This is a genomic window from Pseudomonas sp. NPDC089396 (genome assembly GCF_044749545.1).
GTDB lineage: Bacteria > Pseudomonadota > Gammaproteobacteria > Pseudomonadales > Pseudomonadaceae > Aquipseudomonas.
This window is the reverse complement of record NZ_JBIVIC010000022.1, coordinates 1-13,875: the sequence shown is the minus strand read 5'-3', so window position 1 is coordinate 13,875 and position 13,875 is coordinate 1. Positions and strand designations below refer to the sequence as shown.

12 protein-coding genes and 1 rRNA gene are annotated in these 13,875 nt (G+C 63.7%); 3 read left to right on the top strand and 10 right to left on the bottom strand.

Translation table 11 applies throughout. The features are described from left to right. Genes bcsB through bcsE form a run of 7 tightly spaced genes read right to left on the bottom strand, consistent with a single transcriptional unit; the run spans position 1 to position 9,047 of the window. Entirely contained in the window at positions 1 to 2,283 is a 2,283-nt protein-coding gene (gene bcsB, locus ACIPZB_RS26425) for a cellulose biosynthesis cyclic di-GMP-binding regulatory protein BcsB (protein ID WP_400643380.1), read from the bottom strand. Next, entirely contained in the window at positions 2,280 to 4,889 is a 2,610-nt protein-coding gene (bcsA, locus tag ACIPZB_RS26420; protein WP_400643379.1) for a UDP-forming cellulose synthase catalytic subunit, read from the bottom strand. Before bcsA ends, bcsB begins: the two co-directional genes overlap by 4 nt. Further along, a complete protein-coding gene (gene bcsQ / locus ACIPZB_RS26415; RefSeq protein ID WP_400643378.1) occupies positions 4,886 to 5,602 on the bottom strand; it encodes a cellulose biosynthesis protein BcsQ in 717 nt (238 codons plus the stop codon). Before bcsQ ends, bcsA begins: the two co-directional genes overlap by 4 nt. Beyond that, a complete protein-coding gene (bcsR, locus tag ACIPZB_RS26410; protein WP_400643377.1) occupies positions 5,599 to 5,817 on the bottom strand; it encodes a cellulose biosynthesis protein BcsR in 219 nt (72 codons plus the stop codon). Before bcsR ends, bcsQ begins: the two co-directional genes overlap by 4 nt. Further along, complete coding sequence (gene bcsG, locus ACIPZB_RS26405; protein ID WP_400643376.1) at positions 5,814 to 7,442, bottom strand: cellulose biosynthesis protein BcsG; 1,629 nt, start codon at positions 7,440 to 7,442, stop codon at positions 5,814 to 5,816. The genes bcsR and bcsG overlap by 4 nt, the downstream gene beginning before the upstream one ends. Then, positions 7,435 to 7,620, bottom strand: coding sequence for a cellulose biosynthesis protein BcsF (gene bcsF, locus ACIPZB_RS26400; protein ID WP_043273702.1), 186 nt, complete (start codon positions 7,618 to 7,620; stop codon positions 7,435 to 7,437). The genes bcsG and bcsF overlap by 8 nt, the downstream gene beginning before the upstream one ends. Beyond that, on the bottom strand, positions 7,617 to 9,047 hold the full coding sequence (bcsE, locus tag ACIPZB_RS26395) for a cellulose biosynthesis protein BcsE (RefSeq protein WP_400643420.1): 1,431 nt from the start codon (positions 9,045 to 9,047) through the stop codon (positions 7,617 to 7,619). Before bcsE ends, bcsF begins: the two co-directional genes overlap by 4 nt. Here bcsE and ACIPZB_RS26390 point away from each other — a divergent pair. Both ACIPZB_RS26390 and ACIPZB_RS26385 read left to right on the top strand, forming a co-directional pair. Next, complete coding sequence (locus ACIPZB_RS26390) at positions 8,931 to 9,242, top strand: hypothetical protein (RefSeq protein WP_400643422.1); 312 nt, start codon at positions 8,931 to 8,933, stop codon at positions 9,240 to 9,242. The two genes, bcsE and ACIPZB_RS26390, sit on opposite strands and share 117 nt — an antisense overlap. Positions 9,243 to 9,480: 238 nt before the next feature. Next, positions 9,481 to 9,822, top strand: coding sequence for a tryptophan synthase subunit beta (locus ACIPZB_RS26385; RefSeq protein WP_400643419.1), 342 nt, complete (start codon positions 9,481 to 9,483; stop codon positions 9,820 to 9,822). 35 nt (positions 9,823 to 9,857) lie between these two features. On the opposite strand, the gene lapD is transcribed toward ACIPZB_RS26385, so the two are convergent. Then, on the bottom strand, positions 9,858 to 11,801 hold the full coding sequence (gene lapD / locus ACIPZB_RS26380; RefSeq protein ID WP_400643375.1) for a cyclic di-GMP receptor LapD: 1,944 nt from the start codon (positions 11,799 to 11,801) through the stop codon (positions 9,858 to 9,860). Between the two features lie 10 nt (positions 11,802 to 11,811). Continuing rightward, the gene (lapG, locus tag ACIPZB_RS26375; protein WP_400643374.1) at positions 11,812 to 12,573 is read right to left on the bottom strand and encodes a cysteine protease LapG; all 762 of its coding nucleotides are present in this window, start codon (positions 12,571 to 12,573) and stop codon (positions 11,812 to 11,814) included. 202 nt (positions 12,574 to 12,775) lie between these two features. On the opposite strand from lapG, the gene ACIPZB_RS26370 reads away from it, so the two are divergent. Then, on the top strand, positions 12,776 to 13,465 hold the full coding sequence (locus tag ACIPZB_RS26370) for a GntR family transcriptional regulator (protein ID WP_400643373.1): 690 nt from the start codon (positions 12,776 to 12,778) through the stop codon (positions 13,463 to 13,465). Positions 13,466 to 13,580: 115 nt separating this feature from the next. Here ACIPZB_RS26370 and rrf read toward each other — a convergent pair. Further along, a 5S ribosomal RNA gene (gene rrf / locus ACIPZB_RS26365) occupies positions 13,581 to 13,696 on the bottom strand. Positions 13,697 to 13,875 lie beyond the last annotated feature (179 nt).

The window sequence follows — 13,875 nt, the reverse complement described above, 5'->3', positions numbered from 1 at the left end:
TCAATCGGCTCCGCCCAGGCGACGACGCGAAGCCCAGCGCAGCGCACGCCACAACAGGAAGGCGAACAGCAGCACGCTGACGGTGGCGATCACGGCGATCAGCGCCGGGTAGTCGGACAGGTGGAACCACAGCAGCAGCCACCATGGCAGCTGGCCGACGTAATAGTGTTCGCCAACGAACTGGCTGCTGACGCCGCTGCTGCGCACCAGGGCGACAGAGCCTGCCACTGCATCCAGCTTGCCGGAATCGGCCAGCACATCGCGCAGCATGCCGTAAGCGGCATCGGAGCTGGCCAACAGTGCGACGACGCTGCGTTGCTCGTGGAACGGCGACTTCAGGCCGGTGATCGCCGCGATCGGCGCCTGGGCACTGATTTCGACCCGGCTATTGGATACCACCGGTGAGGTATCGAAGCGGCGGTTGCCGGTTTGCTCCAGCACACGCCCCTGCACCATCCAGTCACGCTGTGCATTGAGCAACAGGCCAAGGTTGGGCTGTTCGCGCAGGTCTTCGGGCAGGCTGCCGATCAACAGCAGGTCGGCATCGGCTTCTGCAGCCTGCTTCCAGTTGTCGCTCAGGCGCACGTTCAGGGCCGGGTAACCCACCTGCCCGCCTATGCTGCTGATCACATCCAGCAAGGTGCCAACCTGCATTGGCGTCGGCTTGGCCGGCACCACGATCACGGTATCGGACAGGTCGGCCATGCGGCTGTAGGGGAAGCCGCTGCGGACGAAGGCACGCAGGTCAGGCATGGCCATGTAGTGGTGGTAGCCGGACAGGTCGATGGTCGAGTTCTCGTCGATCGCCGCGCGCACATCCACCGGCAGGGTGGTCTGGCAATGGTCGCGCTGTGCGCTGCCCATTGTGCTGGCAAAGCTGAAGTCGAAACGCAGGCGGTTGCGTGCGCCGATCTTCAGCGCCGGGACCAGCGATTGCTCGGTCAACGCGGTGCTGTCGGTGGACAGCACGTTCAGGCGCATTTCTTCCAGGGTGCTGCTGCGACGGTCGTTGCCCACCAGCGGCATGCTGGTGATGTACTGGTCGTTGACGCTGATGCTCAGCCGCGATTCGTCGGTGACGGCGGGCGGCGTGTAGCGATACAGGGTCTGCAGCGGGATGCCCTGGTTGCGCCAGACGAACAGGTCCGGCGGCAGGTTCACATCCAGGGTGATCGGCCGCGGCTGCAAGCCGCTGACCTGCAGCTGCTCGGGGTAGTCGAGCAGCTCGGAGAAACGCACCGGCCGGTCGGTACGCGTCCAGTTCGGCGCATCGTACGGCTTGCGCGGTTGCAGGGCGGTCATCTGCTCGACCTTGACCCGCGGGCCGCGGAACAGGTCGCTGCCAACGGCCAGCGCCGACGCGGCCTTGATCAGGTCCTCGTCATTGCGGCCAAGCACCAGCAAGAGTTTGCTCCAGCGATCGTCCGGGTGGTCGATCAACTGCACCACCGGGCCATCGACCGCGGGGAATTTTTCCAGGTCGGCGATAAACGCCGGGCGCCGCTCGTTGGTGGCGAACACCACGGCAGGCCGGGGTTTGTCGCCGCTGGCCGGCAGGCTGTTGAACGACACCGGGAAGGTCGCCTTGCGCCAGCCCGCCTTGCTGCCGAAGTACGACGCGAGGATGGCTGCAGCACGCTGTTCACCCACGGTCGGTGCGTCGGCGAACACCACCGGCAGCTCGACCTTGCTGGTGTCGCGCGCGTCATAGAACGGCAGCGGGAAGTAGGCCAGGTCATTCTCCAGCGCCAGCGCCTGCTCGCGCAGCTGGACCTGGCTCTTGCGGTTGACGTTCAACCACAGGCCACTGTGCGCCGGGTCTTCACAGATATCGGTGTAATGCCCGACGAACTCCAGGCGCACCCGGTTGAAGTCGCTGATCAGCTTCGGATCCAGCGGCATCTGGCGCCGCACGCGCTGGCCGAGCTGGTCCTTCTCGATCGGCACCACGCCCATCAGCTCATCGTTGAGGTAAACGCGCAGATGGGACAGGTTTGGCAGCAGCGCTGGCGAAGGGGTGTAGTCCAGCTGCAGCACCGCGTCGGTTGCCAGGCGGTCCCGGCGCACGCCGAATTCGATGTTTTCGCTGTTACGGACTCCCAGCAACAGGCTGTCGGCCGGTCGGCCAAGCTGCTCGAACGTCTGGTTGACGGGCCAGGTGGGCACCGATGGCTCCTCCGGTACGGCAAGGGGGGCTACATCGGCGACGGCAGCGTTCTGGAACAGCGAGGCAAGCAGCGCCATCGCCAGGCCCCAGGTGCGTGCGGGATAACGAGTCATCATGCGTCTCGGTCAACAAGGTTCGTGGATGGGAGAGGTCGGGGGGTGCGCGGCAGGTAGCTGCCCAGCCAGCGCGCCAGGTCGCGCACTGGCAGCAGTCGATCGCGCAGCCAACCAGGTGTGTGTTCGATCAGGCGCAGGTAACCGATGCCGCCCATCTTGAGGACGTCGACCAGGCTGCGCAGCGGGCGTTCAACTTCGTGTCTGTCCTGCCAGTTCAGCCAGGCATCGGCGCGGGCGAAGGTGCAGTGCACCAGGTCGATGCGCTGCTGCTGGGTGAGACCATCGAAGGTCAGGCCCACATGTCGGCCGACGATGCGGGTCACCCGTGCATTGAAGGCAAATTCACGCTGTCCACGGCTCAGCAGCAAGCGCACGCGATCGCCTGGCGCAGGCGACACGCCGTCACCCAACTGCAGGCCGATGCCGCCATCGGAATAGTCGACCAGGGTGCAGGGGAAGCCGTGGCCGCTTTCCAGCTGCAGGGCGGCCGGCAAGTTCATCTGCACACGGTGTGCACGTCGCACCTGACGCACTTCGGCGGCCACCGCGCAGGCGGCGCCGATGATCAGCAGGTTGTAGAGCACCCACAGCGAACTGACGATCACCGTGCCGATTTCCGCAACCGGGCCGGTGAACAGCCGCCAGACGGCAATGCCCAGGCCAGCCACGTTGAGACCGGCGAGGAACAGGTAGGGCCTGGCGATGTGCCAGTCGAACTGGCCATGCTCCATCAGGCCGCCCTTGGCCGTGACGTTGAACGTGCCTTTCTTCGGCGCGAACAGCGCGACCGTGGTCGGGCGGGCGATGTACCAGGCCAGTACGGTCTCGTAGACCTCGCCCCAGAAGGTTTGCCGGTACTTGCCCTGCGTGCGCGAGTTGGTGAGGCTGGCGTGAATCATGTGCGGCAGCACGTAGAGCAGGATCATCACCGCCGGCGCGTAGATGATGTAGGCGTGCAGCAACAGGAACGCCAACGGTGCGGTGAGGAAGACCAACCGCGGCAGGCCGGCGAGGAAGTGCAGCATGGCGTTGGCGTAGCAGATCCGCTGGAACAGGCTCAGCCCACGACCGAACAGGGGGTTGTCGGTACGGAAGATCTGCACCATGCCGCGCGCCCAGCGTATCCGCTGGCCAATGTGCGCCGACAGGCTTTCGGTGGCCAGGCCCGCAGCCTGGGGAGTGCTCAGGTAGGCCGAGGTCCAGCCCTGGCGGTGCAGGCGCAACGCGGTATGGGCATCTTCGGTCACCGTTTCGACGGCAAAACCACCAATGCTCTCCAGCGCGGTACGCCGCAGCACGGCACAGGAGCCGCAGAAGAAGGCGGCGTTCCACATGTCGTTGCCGTCCTGGATCAGCCCGTAGAACAGCTCGCCTTCGTTGGGACGACGGCGGAAGGAGCCCAGGTTGCGCTCGAACGGGTCGGGCGAGAAGAAGTGATGGGGCGTCTGCACCAGCGCCAGCTTGGGGTCCTTGAGGAACCAGCCGACCGTCATCTGCAGGAAGGAACGCACCGGCACGTGGTCGCAGTCGAAGATGGCAATCAGCTCGCTGTCGGTCACACCCAGCGCATGGTTGAGGTTACCGGCCTTGGCGTGCTTGCTGTTCGGCCGCACGATATAGCCCACCCCGACTTCGTCGGCGAAGGCACGAAACGCCTCGCGCTTGCCATCGTCGAGGATGTAGATGCGCAGGCACTCGCGCGGCCAGTCCAGGCCCAGGGCGGCGAGCACGGTGGTGCGCACAACCGATAGATCCTCGTTGTAGGTGGGGATCATCAGGTCGACTGTCGGCCAGTGCGCAGGGTTTGCCGGCAGGGCCGCCGGCTTGCGCTCCAGCGGCCAGCAGGTCTGGATGTAACCCAGGATCAGCACGAACCAGGAGTAGGTTTCGGCGGCGAGCAGAATCACGCCGCAGACCAGGTCGAGCGTGTCGTTCCAGTTCAAGGTCGAGGTGTAGCGCCACCACAGGTAGCGGCACGAAATGATCGTCGACAGCACGATCAGCATCAGGGTCGGGAACCGGCCTGGCATGTAGCGCACCAGCATGGCGATGCCCCACAGCAGGAAAATGAACACCAGCTGCGCCTGGTAGCCGAACGGCTCGGTCACGCAGAGCACGGCCAGAAGCACGGCGCACGCGGTGAGCAAGGTATAGAACAGACGGCGGCCAAACACACTCAGCCGACGCAAGCGCTGGGCGGCATCCTGCTGCAGGTTGCTGTCGCGAAAACGTCTCGGCACCTGGCGCATGGTTTCAGCCAGCCGCGCGCGATACCTGCGCAGCACCTGCCATGCCCCGTGCAGGTGGGCGACCGCGAAGGACCAGGCGCGCATGGGTCGGCCCGGCTTGCGCGGCTGAGGCACACGCCGCAGCAGCAGCCAGAGGCACTGGATCAAAAGGCGCAGCGGGTCGCCCAGCGTCGGCCGCTTGCCGACGAACTGCGGAAACAGTCGCTGATGCTCGGCCAGCAATGCCTGCCAGGACGGCGATTCGAGCCGCAGGAACAGGAACGCCACCCACACACCCAGGGTGAACAGCACGGCGACCGGCCAGTGCGCGCCGCGTGCGGTGAAGTAGGCGTAGGCCGAGCGTGGCGTCACGTTCACGCTTGCCGCCTCGCCAGGCAGCGCACCGCCAGGCTTTGCACATCGCGCGATGCCAGGCACTGGGGTGCGTAGTGACCCACTGGCGCCTTGCTGGCGAAGGCTTCGCCGAACGCTTCGTCACGGTGCACCAGCTGCAGCGGCAACTGGTTGCGGAACAGGTCACGCCACACCATCACCACATCGCTCTGCAGGCTGCTGGCAGGGTCGTAGCGGTTGACCAGCAGCAGGTCGTAGCGCTCGACCGACTGGCGACCGAGCAATACGTGGCTGGTCATCTCGGCCTCGGCCACCAGGATCCGCATGTCGGTGTCGAAGCCGCGTGTAGCTTTGGCCGCGACCGGGTGAGGCAGGTCGAACAGCAGCCAGTCGAAATGGTCAGCCAGCGCGGCCTGGCGTGTACGCCACACTTCGGGCTGCTGGTAGGCATCCAGATCGTCGAGCCGGTCTTGCGCCACTTCACCGAAGGGCATCAGGCACAGCCCGTCGAGCACTTCATAGATGGGCTCGCCGAAAGGCCGCCCCTGTAACTCGGCGCACGCCCAGCCATCGCGCTGGTCGAGCGGCAGGTTGAAGTGCAGGCCCAACAGGTTGTCCGGGCTCATATCCACCAGCAGCACGCGCTCGCCCAGCTCGCGCATGGCATAGCCCAGCGCTGCCAGCAGGGCAGTACGGCCCAGCCCGCCGCGCAATCCATGCAAGGCCAGGCTGATCATGGCCGCAGGGCCTCATGCTTTTCGGGCTGCTCGACGGCAGCGTTGCCGAGGCTGGCCATGCAGCTTTCGCCCAGCAGCGGCCAGCGCTGCAAGGCCTGCTGTACGCCGACCATCATGGAGATGTCCTGGTAGCTCAAGGCAGGCATGGCCAGGTACTGACGCAGTTGGGCGATATCGTCACTGCGGTCGGAGGGGTCAGCTTTGCCAGCGATCATGGGCTCTCCTTGGGAACAGGCTGCCAATCCGGCTGGCCTTGCAGACGCATGTAGGTCCGGCCCTGGTAGTCCAGGACCTGGGCACCGGAGGTTTCCGAAACACGTTCGGTGGTGGGCAGGTCAGTCAGCAGGCTCGGCAGGTCCAGGGTCTGGCCGGCCCCCAGGCCGGCATAGACACGCGACACCAGCTCGGACAGGGCCAGGAAGCTGGTCGGTGCCGTGACTTTCAGCGGCTCGCTGCGGGCCGGCTGGCCCATGCCGATGAACTTGAGACCGACCGGCACGTGGGTGATCGACGGCGTAGGGATCTCGCGCATGCCGGGCAACTGCATGCGGTCGCCGTGCAGGGCAGCGCCGTGCTCGGGAACGATGGCAACCACCACGCGGCGGCCGCTGGCTTCGAGTTCGTCGAGGAACTTGCCGAGGTCGCCGAACAGGCGATTGGCCCGCGTGGCGTAATCGGCCTGGCGCGTGCCGCCGTCGGCGGTCACCAGGCGATTGCCGTCATGCAGGCTGATGGTGTTGTAGAACAGCGAGACATGCTCGGCACCGGAGCTCTTGCGCTTGCCCCACCAGCCGTTCAGGACGTCCAGGTCGCCAGCGATCGGCGAGCCGTCGAAGCTGACCAGCGCCCGCGGGAAGTCGCTGACACTGAAGCCAGGCTGAGGCATGTGCTGCCGGGTGATGTCGCCGATGAAGTCGTCGAAGCGCCCGCTGTGGTTGAGCAAGGTCTGGCTCTGGAAACCGAGGTTGGCCAGGTTCTGGAACAACAGGCACTGTTCGGGCGCCTGCTGGTACAGACCCACATGGGACGATTGACCACAGCTGGCCCGCAGCAGGCGAATCGCCGCCGGACCACTGTAGGAAGTGGCCGAGTTGAACTGATCGAAGACCACGTCCAGGCGCGAGAACAACGGGTTCTCGTGCAGGCCCACGGCCGAAAGGTCATCCCAGGCCAGGGAGCACACGTTGATCACCAGCAGGTCGAACGCCTGTTCATCCGGCTTGGCAGCAGGGAACGTGGTCACCCGTTGACGTTCGCTGGTGAAGAAGCGGTCAAGCCAGGCATTGAGGGTCGCGGTGTCGGCGACCGCCCCGGCAGGCGCAGTGGCGGCGGTGGCGGCCGTGTTGGCTGCACCGGCAACGGCCGGCTGGCCGGCCCCGGTGCCCAACGACGGCAGCCCGCCAACCGCCAGCCACGCCAGGCCGACTAGGCTCAAGGTGCTCAGGCGCACCCAGTGCCGCAGGAACAGGTACCCCACCACCAGCAGCACCAAGGCGCCGACCAGGTTCCAGTTGACGAACCTGGCCATCAGTTCCAGCAGGTAGTCCCACGAGAAATCGAGCACGCCCGGCTGCTCCAGCAAGCGCCGGAACGGTGGCAGCCAGGTGTCTTGATAGAACAGGGCGACACCCACTGGCACGGCCACCACCTGGCGCCCGACGCGCAACCAGCGTCCAGGCAGGGGGACCAGCAAAAATGCGGCGAACAGCAGGTTGGGCAGCGCCTGGAAGTCCAGCATGCCGCCGGCAACCAACAGGAACTTGGCCAGGAAGTAGAGGTTCCAGGCACCCAGACCCTGCCAACGGCCCGGTATCGAGGTGGAAAATGTCGAGCTAGTCATGATCAGGGTCCTGACGCACAACACGGCGGCGTACACCCACCGGCTTCAGGTAACGGGGTCGCAGATGACGGTTGAGCCAGCCTTGCACCATGGCACGTACGCGAAGCACGAACATGACGAGGATCAAGGTAACCAGCGCACTGATGCCGATTACCTGGAGCAATTGCGCGAAGTTCACTTGGCCCCCCAATGACGCAGGGTGATCTGCCGCGGTGCCAGGGCAGGCCTCTTATGCGCCGCTGGCAGCGCCAGCGACTCGGCCAGTGGCGGTTGCGGTATGGTTTCGTCGAGGAAGGCCGTGCCGCCCAGGCTGTCGAGGCTGACCAGGACCTCCTGGCCGATGAACAGCTCTTTCCAGGACAGCTGGAAGATATGGTCCAGCGCCTGTTCGACACCTTCCGAACGGCAGGCGAACAGGAACAGGAACAGCACGTCGTCGACCACACAGGCGATATCGCCATCGCGGCGGAACACCGTGCGCGAGCAGGCCTGTAGTGGGCTCAGGCCTGGTGCGGGGCGCAGCACCAGCAGCTGGTGCACGATTTCACCATTGCGATGGCCGTGCCACATCTGTTGCACCGCCTCGGTAAAGGCACGCGGGGCCACCAGCCCACAGATCGGCAGCGGCCGCAGGCGGGCGAGCAAGGCATCGAAATCAGCCGGCAGGTGGCGGGGCCAGACATAACCCTGAATGCTGTCCACCATGGTCAGGAAGCGCGAAAGGCTGGCACCGAAGGGCACGATCTGGCTGGCACCACAGGCCAGCAGCAGTTGCTCGTCTTGATAACGCAGCGTCGGCGCCATTTCGCGCACCACCAGCTTCAGGGCATTGCCGCGCAGTTGCCGCAAGGTGTGCAGTTGACGGGCCAGCACGTCGAGACGCTGGCCACCGTCCATGGCGAAGATCACGGTTGCCGATACGGCGCGGCCGGCCTTGGCCCCTAGCTCGCTGATGCTGTCGAACACTTGCCAGTGCTCGGACAGTGCCGGCGCACCTTCAAGCACCTGGCTCTGGGCCAGGCACAGCAGTTCATCGCCACCCGCATCGGACAGCGGCTGAAGCCGACCGGCAACCGCAAACCCACTGGCCTGGCGCGCCAGTTCGACGTCCATGGGGCCGACAACGCCAAGCAGGTTGCTCCAGTAATGCTGCAGGTAGCGCACACCGCCCTGGCCACGGTAGAGCTGGGCAAGTCCGTCGAGGGATTGGTTGAATGCGCGCAGGCGCTCGATCAGCGAGGCGCTCTGACCTTCACTGATCACCACGATCAGGGCACCGGCGGCGAGTGCCGCCTGGCGCAAGGCCTGGCACCAGCGCTCGACCTTGCCACCTTCCCAGGCAGCCGTCGGTACCAACACCACCAGCACCCGACCCGGCAAGTCGATGCGCGGCAGGTCGCCTTTCAGCTGCAGAATGGCCTGCGTGTCAGCCTCGTACAGGGCCAGTTCGGCAGGACCACACGCCGGGTCCAGCCCTTCGAGGGACTCTTGCATGACACGCGCATCACCGAGCAACGCCGCCCGGGCTTGTTCAGGCATGGCGGCGATGACTTGGAGGCAAAGCGTAGCGGCATTTTCTGTGGTGTCACAGGCCAACCAGTACAAGCCTTGGTCATGAAACTGACTATGCTCGGCACCCAAACCGGGAATAGCCAACAATGGAATACTTTTCGTCAAAACGATGACTCTGAATTCGAAATCGAAGCTGATTCAAGGATGGAGGCCGCACGCATGTCGTCGCGGCTTTTTGACGAAATTGCTCGTCAAAAAAACGGCGCCTGCAGATTGGGCTTGGTTTGAAAGCGTCAATTCTACAGCACCAGGGGAAAATAGTGTCAAGTTGCTATTTAACAGACAGCCGCACACGTTTGCCAGAGACAATCTGACGCAGCGTTGCAAACGGTGATCCAGCTCTCAAATAGCGGTTTGAGCAGGTAGCGCTCGGTACCCCCTGGATGAACAGGCGCAATACCGCATCATTGCCTATGCTGCGCCTTAGCCAGCAAGCCAAGGAACCCACGTGACGAGGATGGACGCCATGTTCTACGTGCAGCGTAACGCCAGCGGTCAGTTGCAGCGGGTGGAAGCCGCCCCTTACGCCGAATACACGGAAATTCTCCCGGCCGACCATGTCGAAATCCTGGAGTGGTTTGCCGACGACGTCGTCGAGAACAGCCTCAAGCAGCTCAAGCAGAGTGATCTGGACATGATCCGCGTGCTCGAGGACCTGATCGAGGTGCTGACCACTAAGGGGGTGATCAGCATCACCGACCTTCCGGCCGGCGCACAGGCCAAGTTGCTCAGTCGCTCCACAGCGCGCAAGGCGCTGGGTAGCCTGAATAACCTGATCGAGGAAGAAGAGGACGGTGGGTTGATCTGAGACCTGGGGCGCGTGGCGCCCCAGCACACTTGAAGTTAGCGCCAGGGCGCAGGTTCGCCAACCAGCTGGCCCTGGATACCGCCCACACCCATTTCCACCAGCACCAGCCGCTCCCCTTCTGTCTCCACCCGCTCGGCGATCAATGGCAGGTCGATGCTGTGCGCCGCGCGCTGGATAGCTTCGATGAACAATCGCTTGTGCTGTTCCTGATCGATATTGCGGATGTAGCTGCCATCGATCTTCAGGTACGCCAGGCCCAGATGCGCCAGGTTGCCGATCATGCTGAAGCGGCCACCAAAACGCTGCAGTGCCAAGCCAAAACCAAGCCCTCGCAGGCGCCGGGTCAACTGTTCGAGCGCCGCCTGCTCGGGCAGTTGCTCTTCGCCGATCTCGAAGATCAGCCGCGTGCCCAGTGCCGTGTTCTGGCCCAGCAACGCATAGACCCGCTGCAGGGCCTTGGGGTCGGCCAGGGTCGCGGCGGTCAGGTTCAACGCCAGCACCTGATCATGGCTGCGCAGGTGCGCGAGCACTTTTTCCAAGACCAGCAGATCCAGCCGCGACATCCAGCCGAAACGCTCCAGCCAGGGCAGGAAGCGGCCGGCGGGCAATGCCTGGCCCTGGTCGTCATGCAGCCGGGAGATCACTTTGTAATGAAGGAGCCGCTGGCCCGTCTGGGCATCCACTACCGGCTGGAAGAACAGCTCGAACTGGCCGCCGACAAACGCCTTGTCCAGGCGCGTATGCCATTCGTGCTGGTTGTCGCCGGCAATGGCGGCCATGCCCTGCTCAAGGCATACCCAGCCCGGTGTCGGTTGGTTCTCGGCACGCGCCAGTGCCTCGTCGGCCAGTTTGAGCAGCGCCTGCGGGGCATCGCCTGGGCTGAACGGCGCCAGCCCAATACAGGCGACTGGGGAGATATCGCAGGCCCCCGTCTGGTGCAGGCTTTGCAACGCCGTCTCAAGGGCCTGGGCAAGGCCTACCGCGTCTTCGTGGACCATACCGGGCGCCAACACTGCGAACTCCCCGCCTCGGCTGCGTGAAATCAGGTCGTTGGTCTCGGGGAAGCTGGCACAGGTGCGCCGCAGCTGCTCGCCAACCGCCTGCAACAGCTGGTTGGTACGTTGCCCGCCGAGACGCGCGTTGAGCCCGGCCAGCCCCTGCACACGCAGCAGCAGCAGGTAGCCGGCACGGGCCTCCTCCAGGTTGCTGACGCGGGCGTTGAGCTGCATCTCGAAGTAGCGCCGGTTCGACAGGCCGGTCAGGCTGTCCTGATAGGACTCGGCACGCAACCGCTCACTGCGTTCGGCCTGTTCGCTGAACAGGGCCTTGAGCTTGTCGACCATCTGGTTCATTGCCTGCACCACCCGGCGCAGCTCCGGCGTGCGCGGCTCGGGCAGGCTGAGAAACTCGCGGTGGGCAATGGCCTGGGACTGCTCGACCATGGCATCCAGCGGGCGCAGCTGGCGGCGCAGCAGCAAGGCTCCCAGCGCCGCGCTCGCGGCACCGCACAGCAGCAGCCAGCCCAGACTGCCCAGTGCGCTCTGCCAGAGCTTGCCGATGGCGAACATCGGATGGCTGATCACCTCGACCCGGGCGGCCTGCTGCCATCCGCGGCTGACGATGGCATCGCCGCCCGCTGCTTCCAGGCCGATCAGGCGGATGAACCAGGCAGGGACACCCCCAGGGTCCGGTTTGGCGTGGCGCTCCACCAGCACCGCGTTGGAGCCCAGGTCGATGACCTTGATGCTGGCGTAGTAGCCACTGTCGAAGATCGAACTGACCATCAGCTCTACCATGGCCGGGTCATCGATGCCCGGCGTCAAGGATAGCGCCAGTGCGGTGGCCGCATCCTGGGCATGCGAGCGCAGCTGGTTGACGTACTGACTACGCGAGCTTTCCAGGCTCACCATGAAACTGCCGCTGAACGCGACCACCAGGAACAGACAAATGGCCAACAGCAATTGTTTGAACAGTGACATCTGCGCTCCTTCAGTAGACCGGTTCGGCCGGGAACCCTTCGGCCTGCATTTTCTTCAACAAGTCCTGCCAGCGTGACAGGCGCTTGGTGTCACCGACTTTCTTGTTGCCCGCGGCACCCGTCAGCCACAGGCCTTCGCCATTGAAGGCGTAGACCGGCAACAGGTCGGTGCGTTGGCTGGCCGGCTCGATCGCGTCCATCAGGCTGTCGAGCACCAGCGGCTGTGCCTGTGGGTTTGAATAATAGGTCAGCACCATGTGCGCACGGTTCTGACGCAGGGCCTTGACGTAAGTGATACGCAGCTTGTCGCTGGCAATACCCATGCGCCGCAGGCTGAAGTACTTGGCGATGGCGTAGTCTTCGCAATCACCGGCACCCTTGATGAGTGCCTGGATCGGCGTGGCCCAATAATCGACTTCACGCCAAAGGTCGATGTCTTCGACGTAACGCAGTTGCTGGTTGAAGAACAGGTTGACCGCCTGCAGGCGCTGCAGCTCGGTGCCCTGGTTTTGCGTGGCCATCAGGTTCTGCCAGGCATCGATGCGGCCTTTCCCTGCACCGAGAGGGCCATACAGCTTTTGTGATTTACGGCTGATGTCGGTGAAATCCCAATCCGCATGCAAACCGCCGAGCAACAGGCTACCCAGTAGCACAGCAAGGCCGGCACGGCGCACGGCAATTTTGAGGACCCAGGATATCGCCACTGCGAAGACCTGTTCAGACCAATCGAAAACAGCGATGGTGGCGCCAGTCGGTTTAAAAGACAATGGCATCCTGTAATCAGGACACCAGTGGTCGGGGCGCTATAACTTTATAGATAACGCTTAATGTGTAGCGCTTTCTTTGCCAAGCGACTTCATCCAACATGAATGTAGTCTTCCTTCGCGCGTCCCAGTACGCACGTTGGTTTGACAAGCCTCCTTGCCGGTTACTAGTGTCCTTGGATCCAACTTTCGTTATCGAGGCAGACTCCGCGTGGCCGAGAAAATCAAACTGAGCAACGTGCTGACCGCTGAACAGCTGCCGTCGCATCTTGCCCGTGCCGTGATCGAAGAGCGCCTGCGTAGCGCCATTCTCGATGGCCGCCTGCCGCCCGGTACCCCCGTGCGTCAGCAGGAGCTTGCCACCTTGTACGGCGTCAGTCGCATGCCGGTACGGGAAGCGCTGCGCCAGCTCGAAGCGCAGTCGCTGCTGAGGGTGGAGATGCACAAAGGTGCAGTGGTTGCCCCTTTGATTGGCGTGGACGCGGTCGACACCTATGAGTTACGCGTGCTACTGGAGAGCGAGGCGTTACGCCAATCGATCCCGTTGCTCGATGACGCTGACATTGCCAGTGCCCGCAGTTACATCCAGCAACTGGAAAACGAAACACGCCATGCGGAAATCGGTCGCCTCAACCGGCTGTTCCACATGTCTCTGTATGGCAAGGCACCGAATCAGAAGCTGTTGCGCCTGATTGAAATCGAGCTCAATGAGGAAGAGCGCTTCCTGCGCTTCCACTTGTCATCGATGGGCCTGGGTAAACTCACCCAGGACGATCACAACGCGCTGGTGGATGCGGCGAGCGACAAGCTGGTGGACGAAGCCGTGAAGGTGCTGGAGCAGCACCTGAACAAAGCGGCCCGGGTGATGAGGGCTTACCTGGACAAGCAGGTGGCCGAGTAGTACTTCTACACCGCCAGGCGCCTGCGCCGAAGCCTGGCATGTGACGCGGTTCTGTGAACGGCCCGGAAAAGACAAAGCCCCTGTCTGCGATGCAGACAGGGGCTTTGTGTTTGAATCTTGACGATGACCTACTCTCACATGGGGAAACCCCACACTACCATCGGCGATGCATCGTTTCACTGCTGAGTTCGGGATGGGATCAGGTGGTTCCAATGCTCTATGGTCGTCAAGAAATTCTGTGTGCTGGCCCGTCCTCGGGACGTGCCTGCGAATTTCTATGGCTTCTACTTAAAGACAAAACCCCTACCTGCATGTGCAGATAGGGGTTTTGCGAAATGAATCTTGACGATGACCTACTCTCACATGGGGAAACCCCACACTACCATCGGCGATGCATCGTTTCACTACTG

Coding starts and splice junctions, on each gene's coding strand:
- bcsG (WP_400643376.1), bottom strand. CDS start 7,442: ATGACTAGCTCGACATTTTCCACCTCGATACCGGGCCGTTGGCAGGGT.
- bcsR (WP_400643377.1), bottom strand. CDS start 5,817: ATGATCGCTGGCAAAGCTGACCCCTCCGACCGCAGTGACGATATCGCC.
- ACIPZB_RS26385 (WP_400643419.1), top strand. CDS start 9,481: ATGTTCTACGTGCAGCGTAACGCCAGCGGTCAGTTGCAGCGGGTGGAA.
- lapD (WP_400643375.1), bottom strand. CDS start 11,801: ATGTCACTGTTCAAACAATTGCTGTTGGCCATTTGTCTGTTCCTGGTG.
- bcsB (WP_400643380.1), bottom strand. CDS start 2,283: ATGATGACTCGTTATCCCGCACGCACCTGGGGCCTGGCGATGGCGCTG.
- lapG (WP_400643374.1), bottom strand. CDS start 12,573: ATGCCATTGTCTTTTAAACCGACTGGCGCCACCATCGCTGTTTTCGAT.
- bcsQ (WP_400643378.1), bottom strand. CDS start 5,602: ATGATCAGCCTGGCCTTGCATGGATTGCGCGGCGGGCTGGGCCGTACT.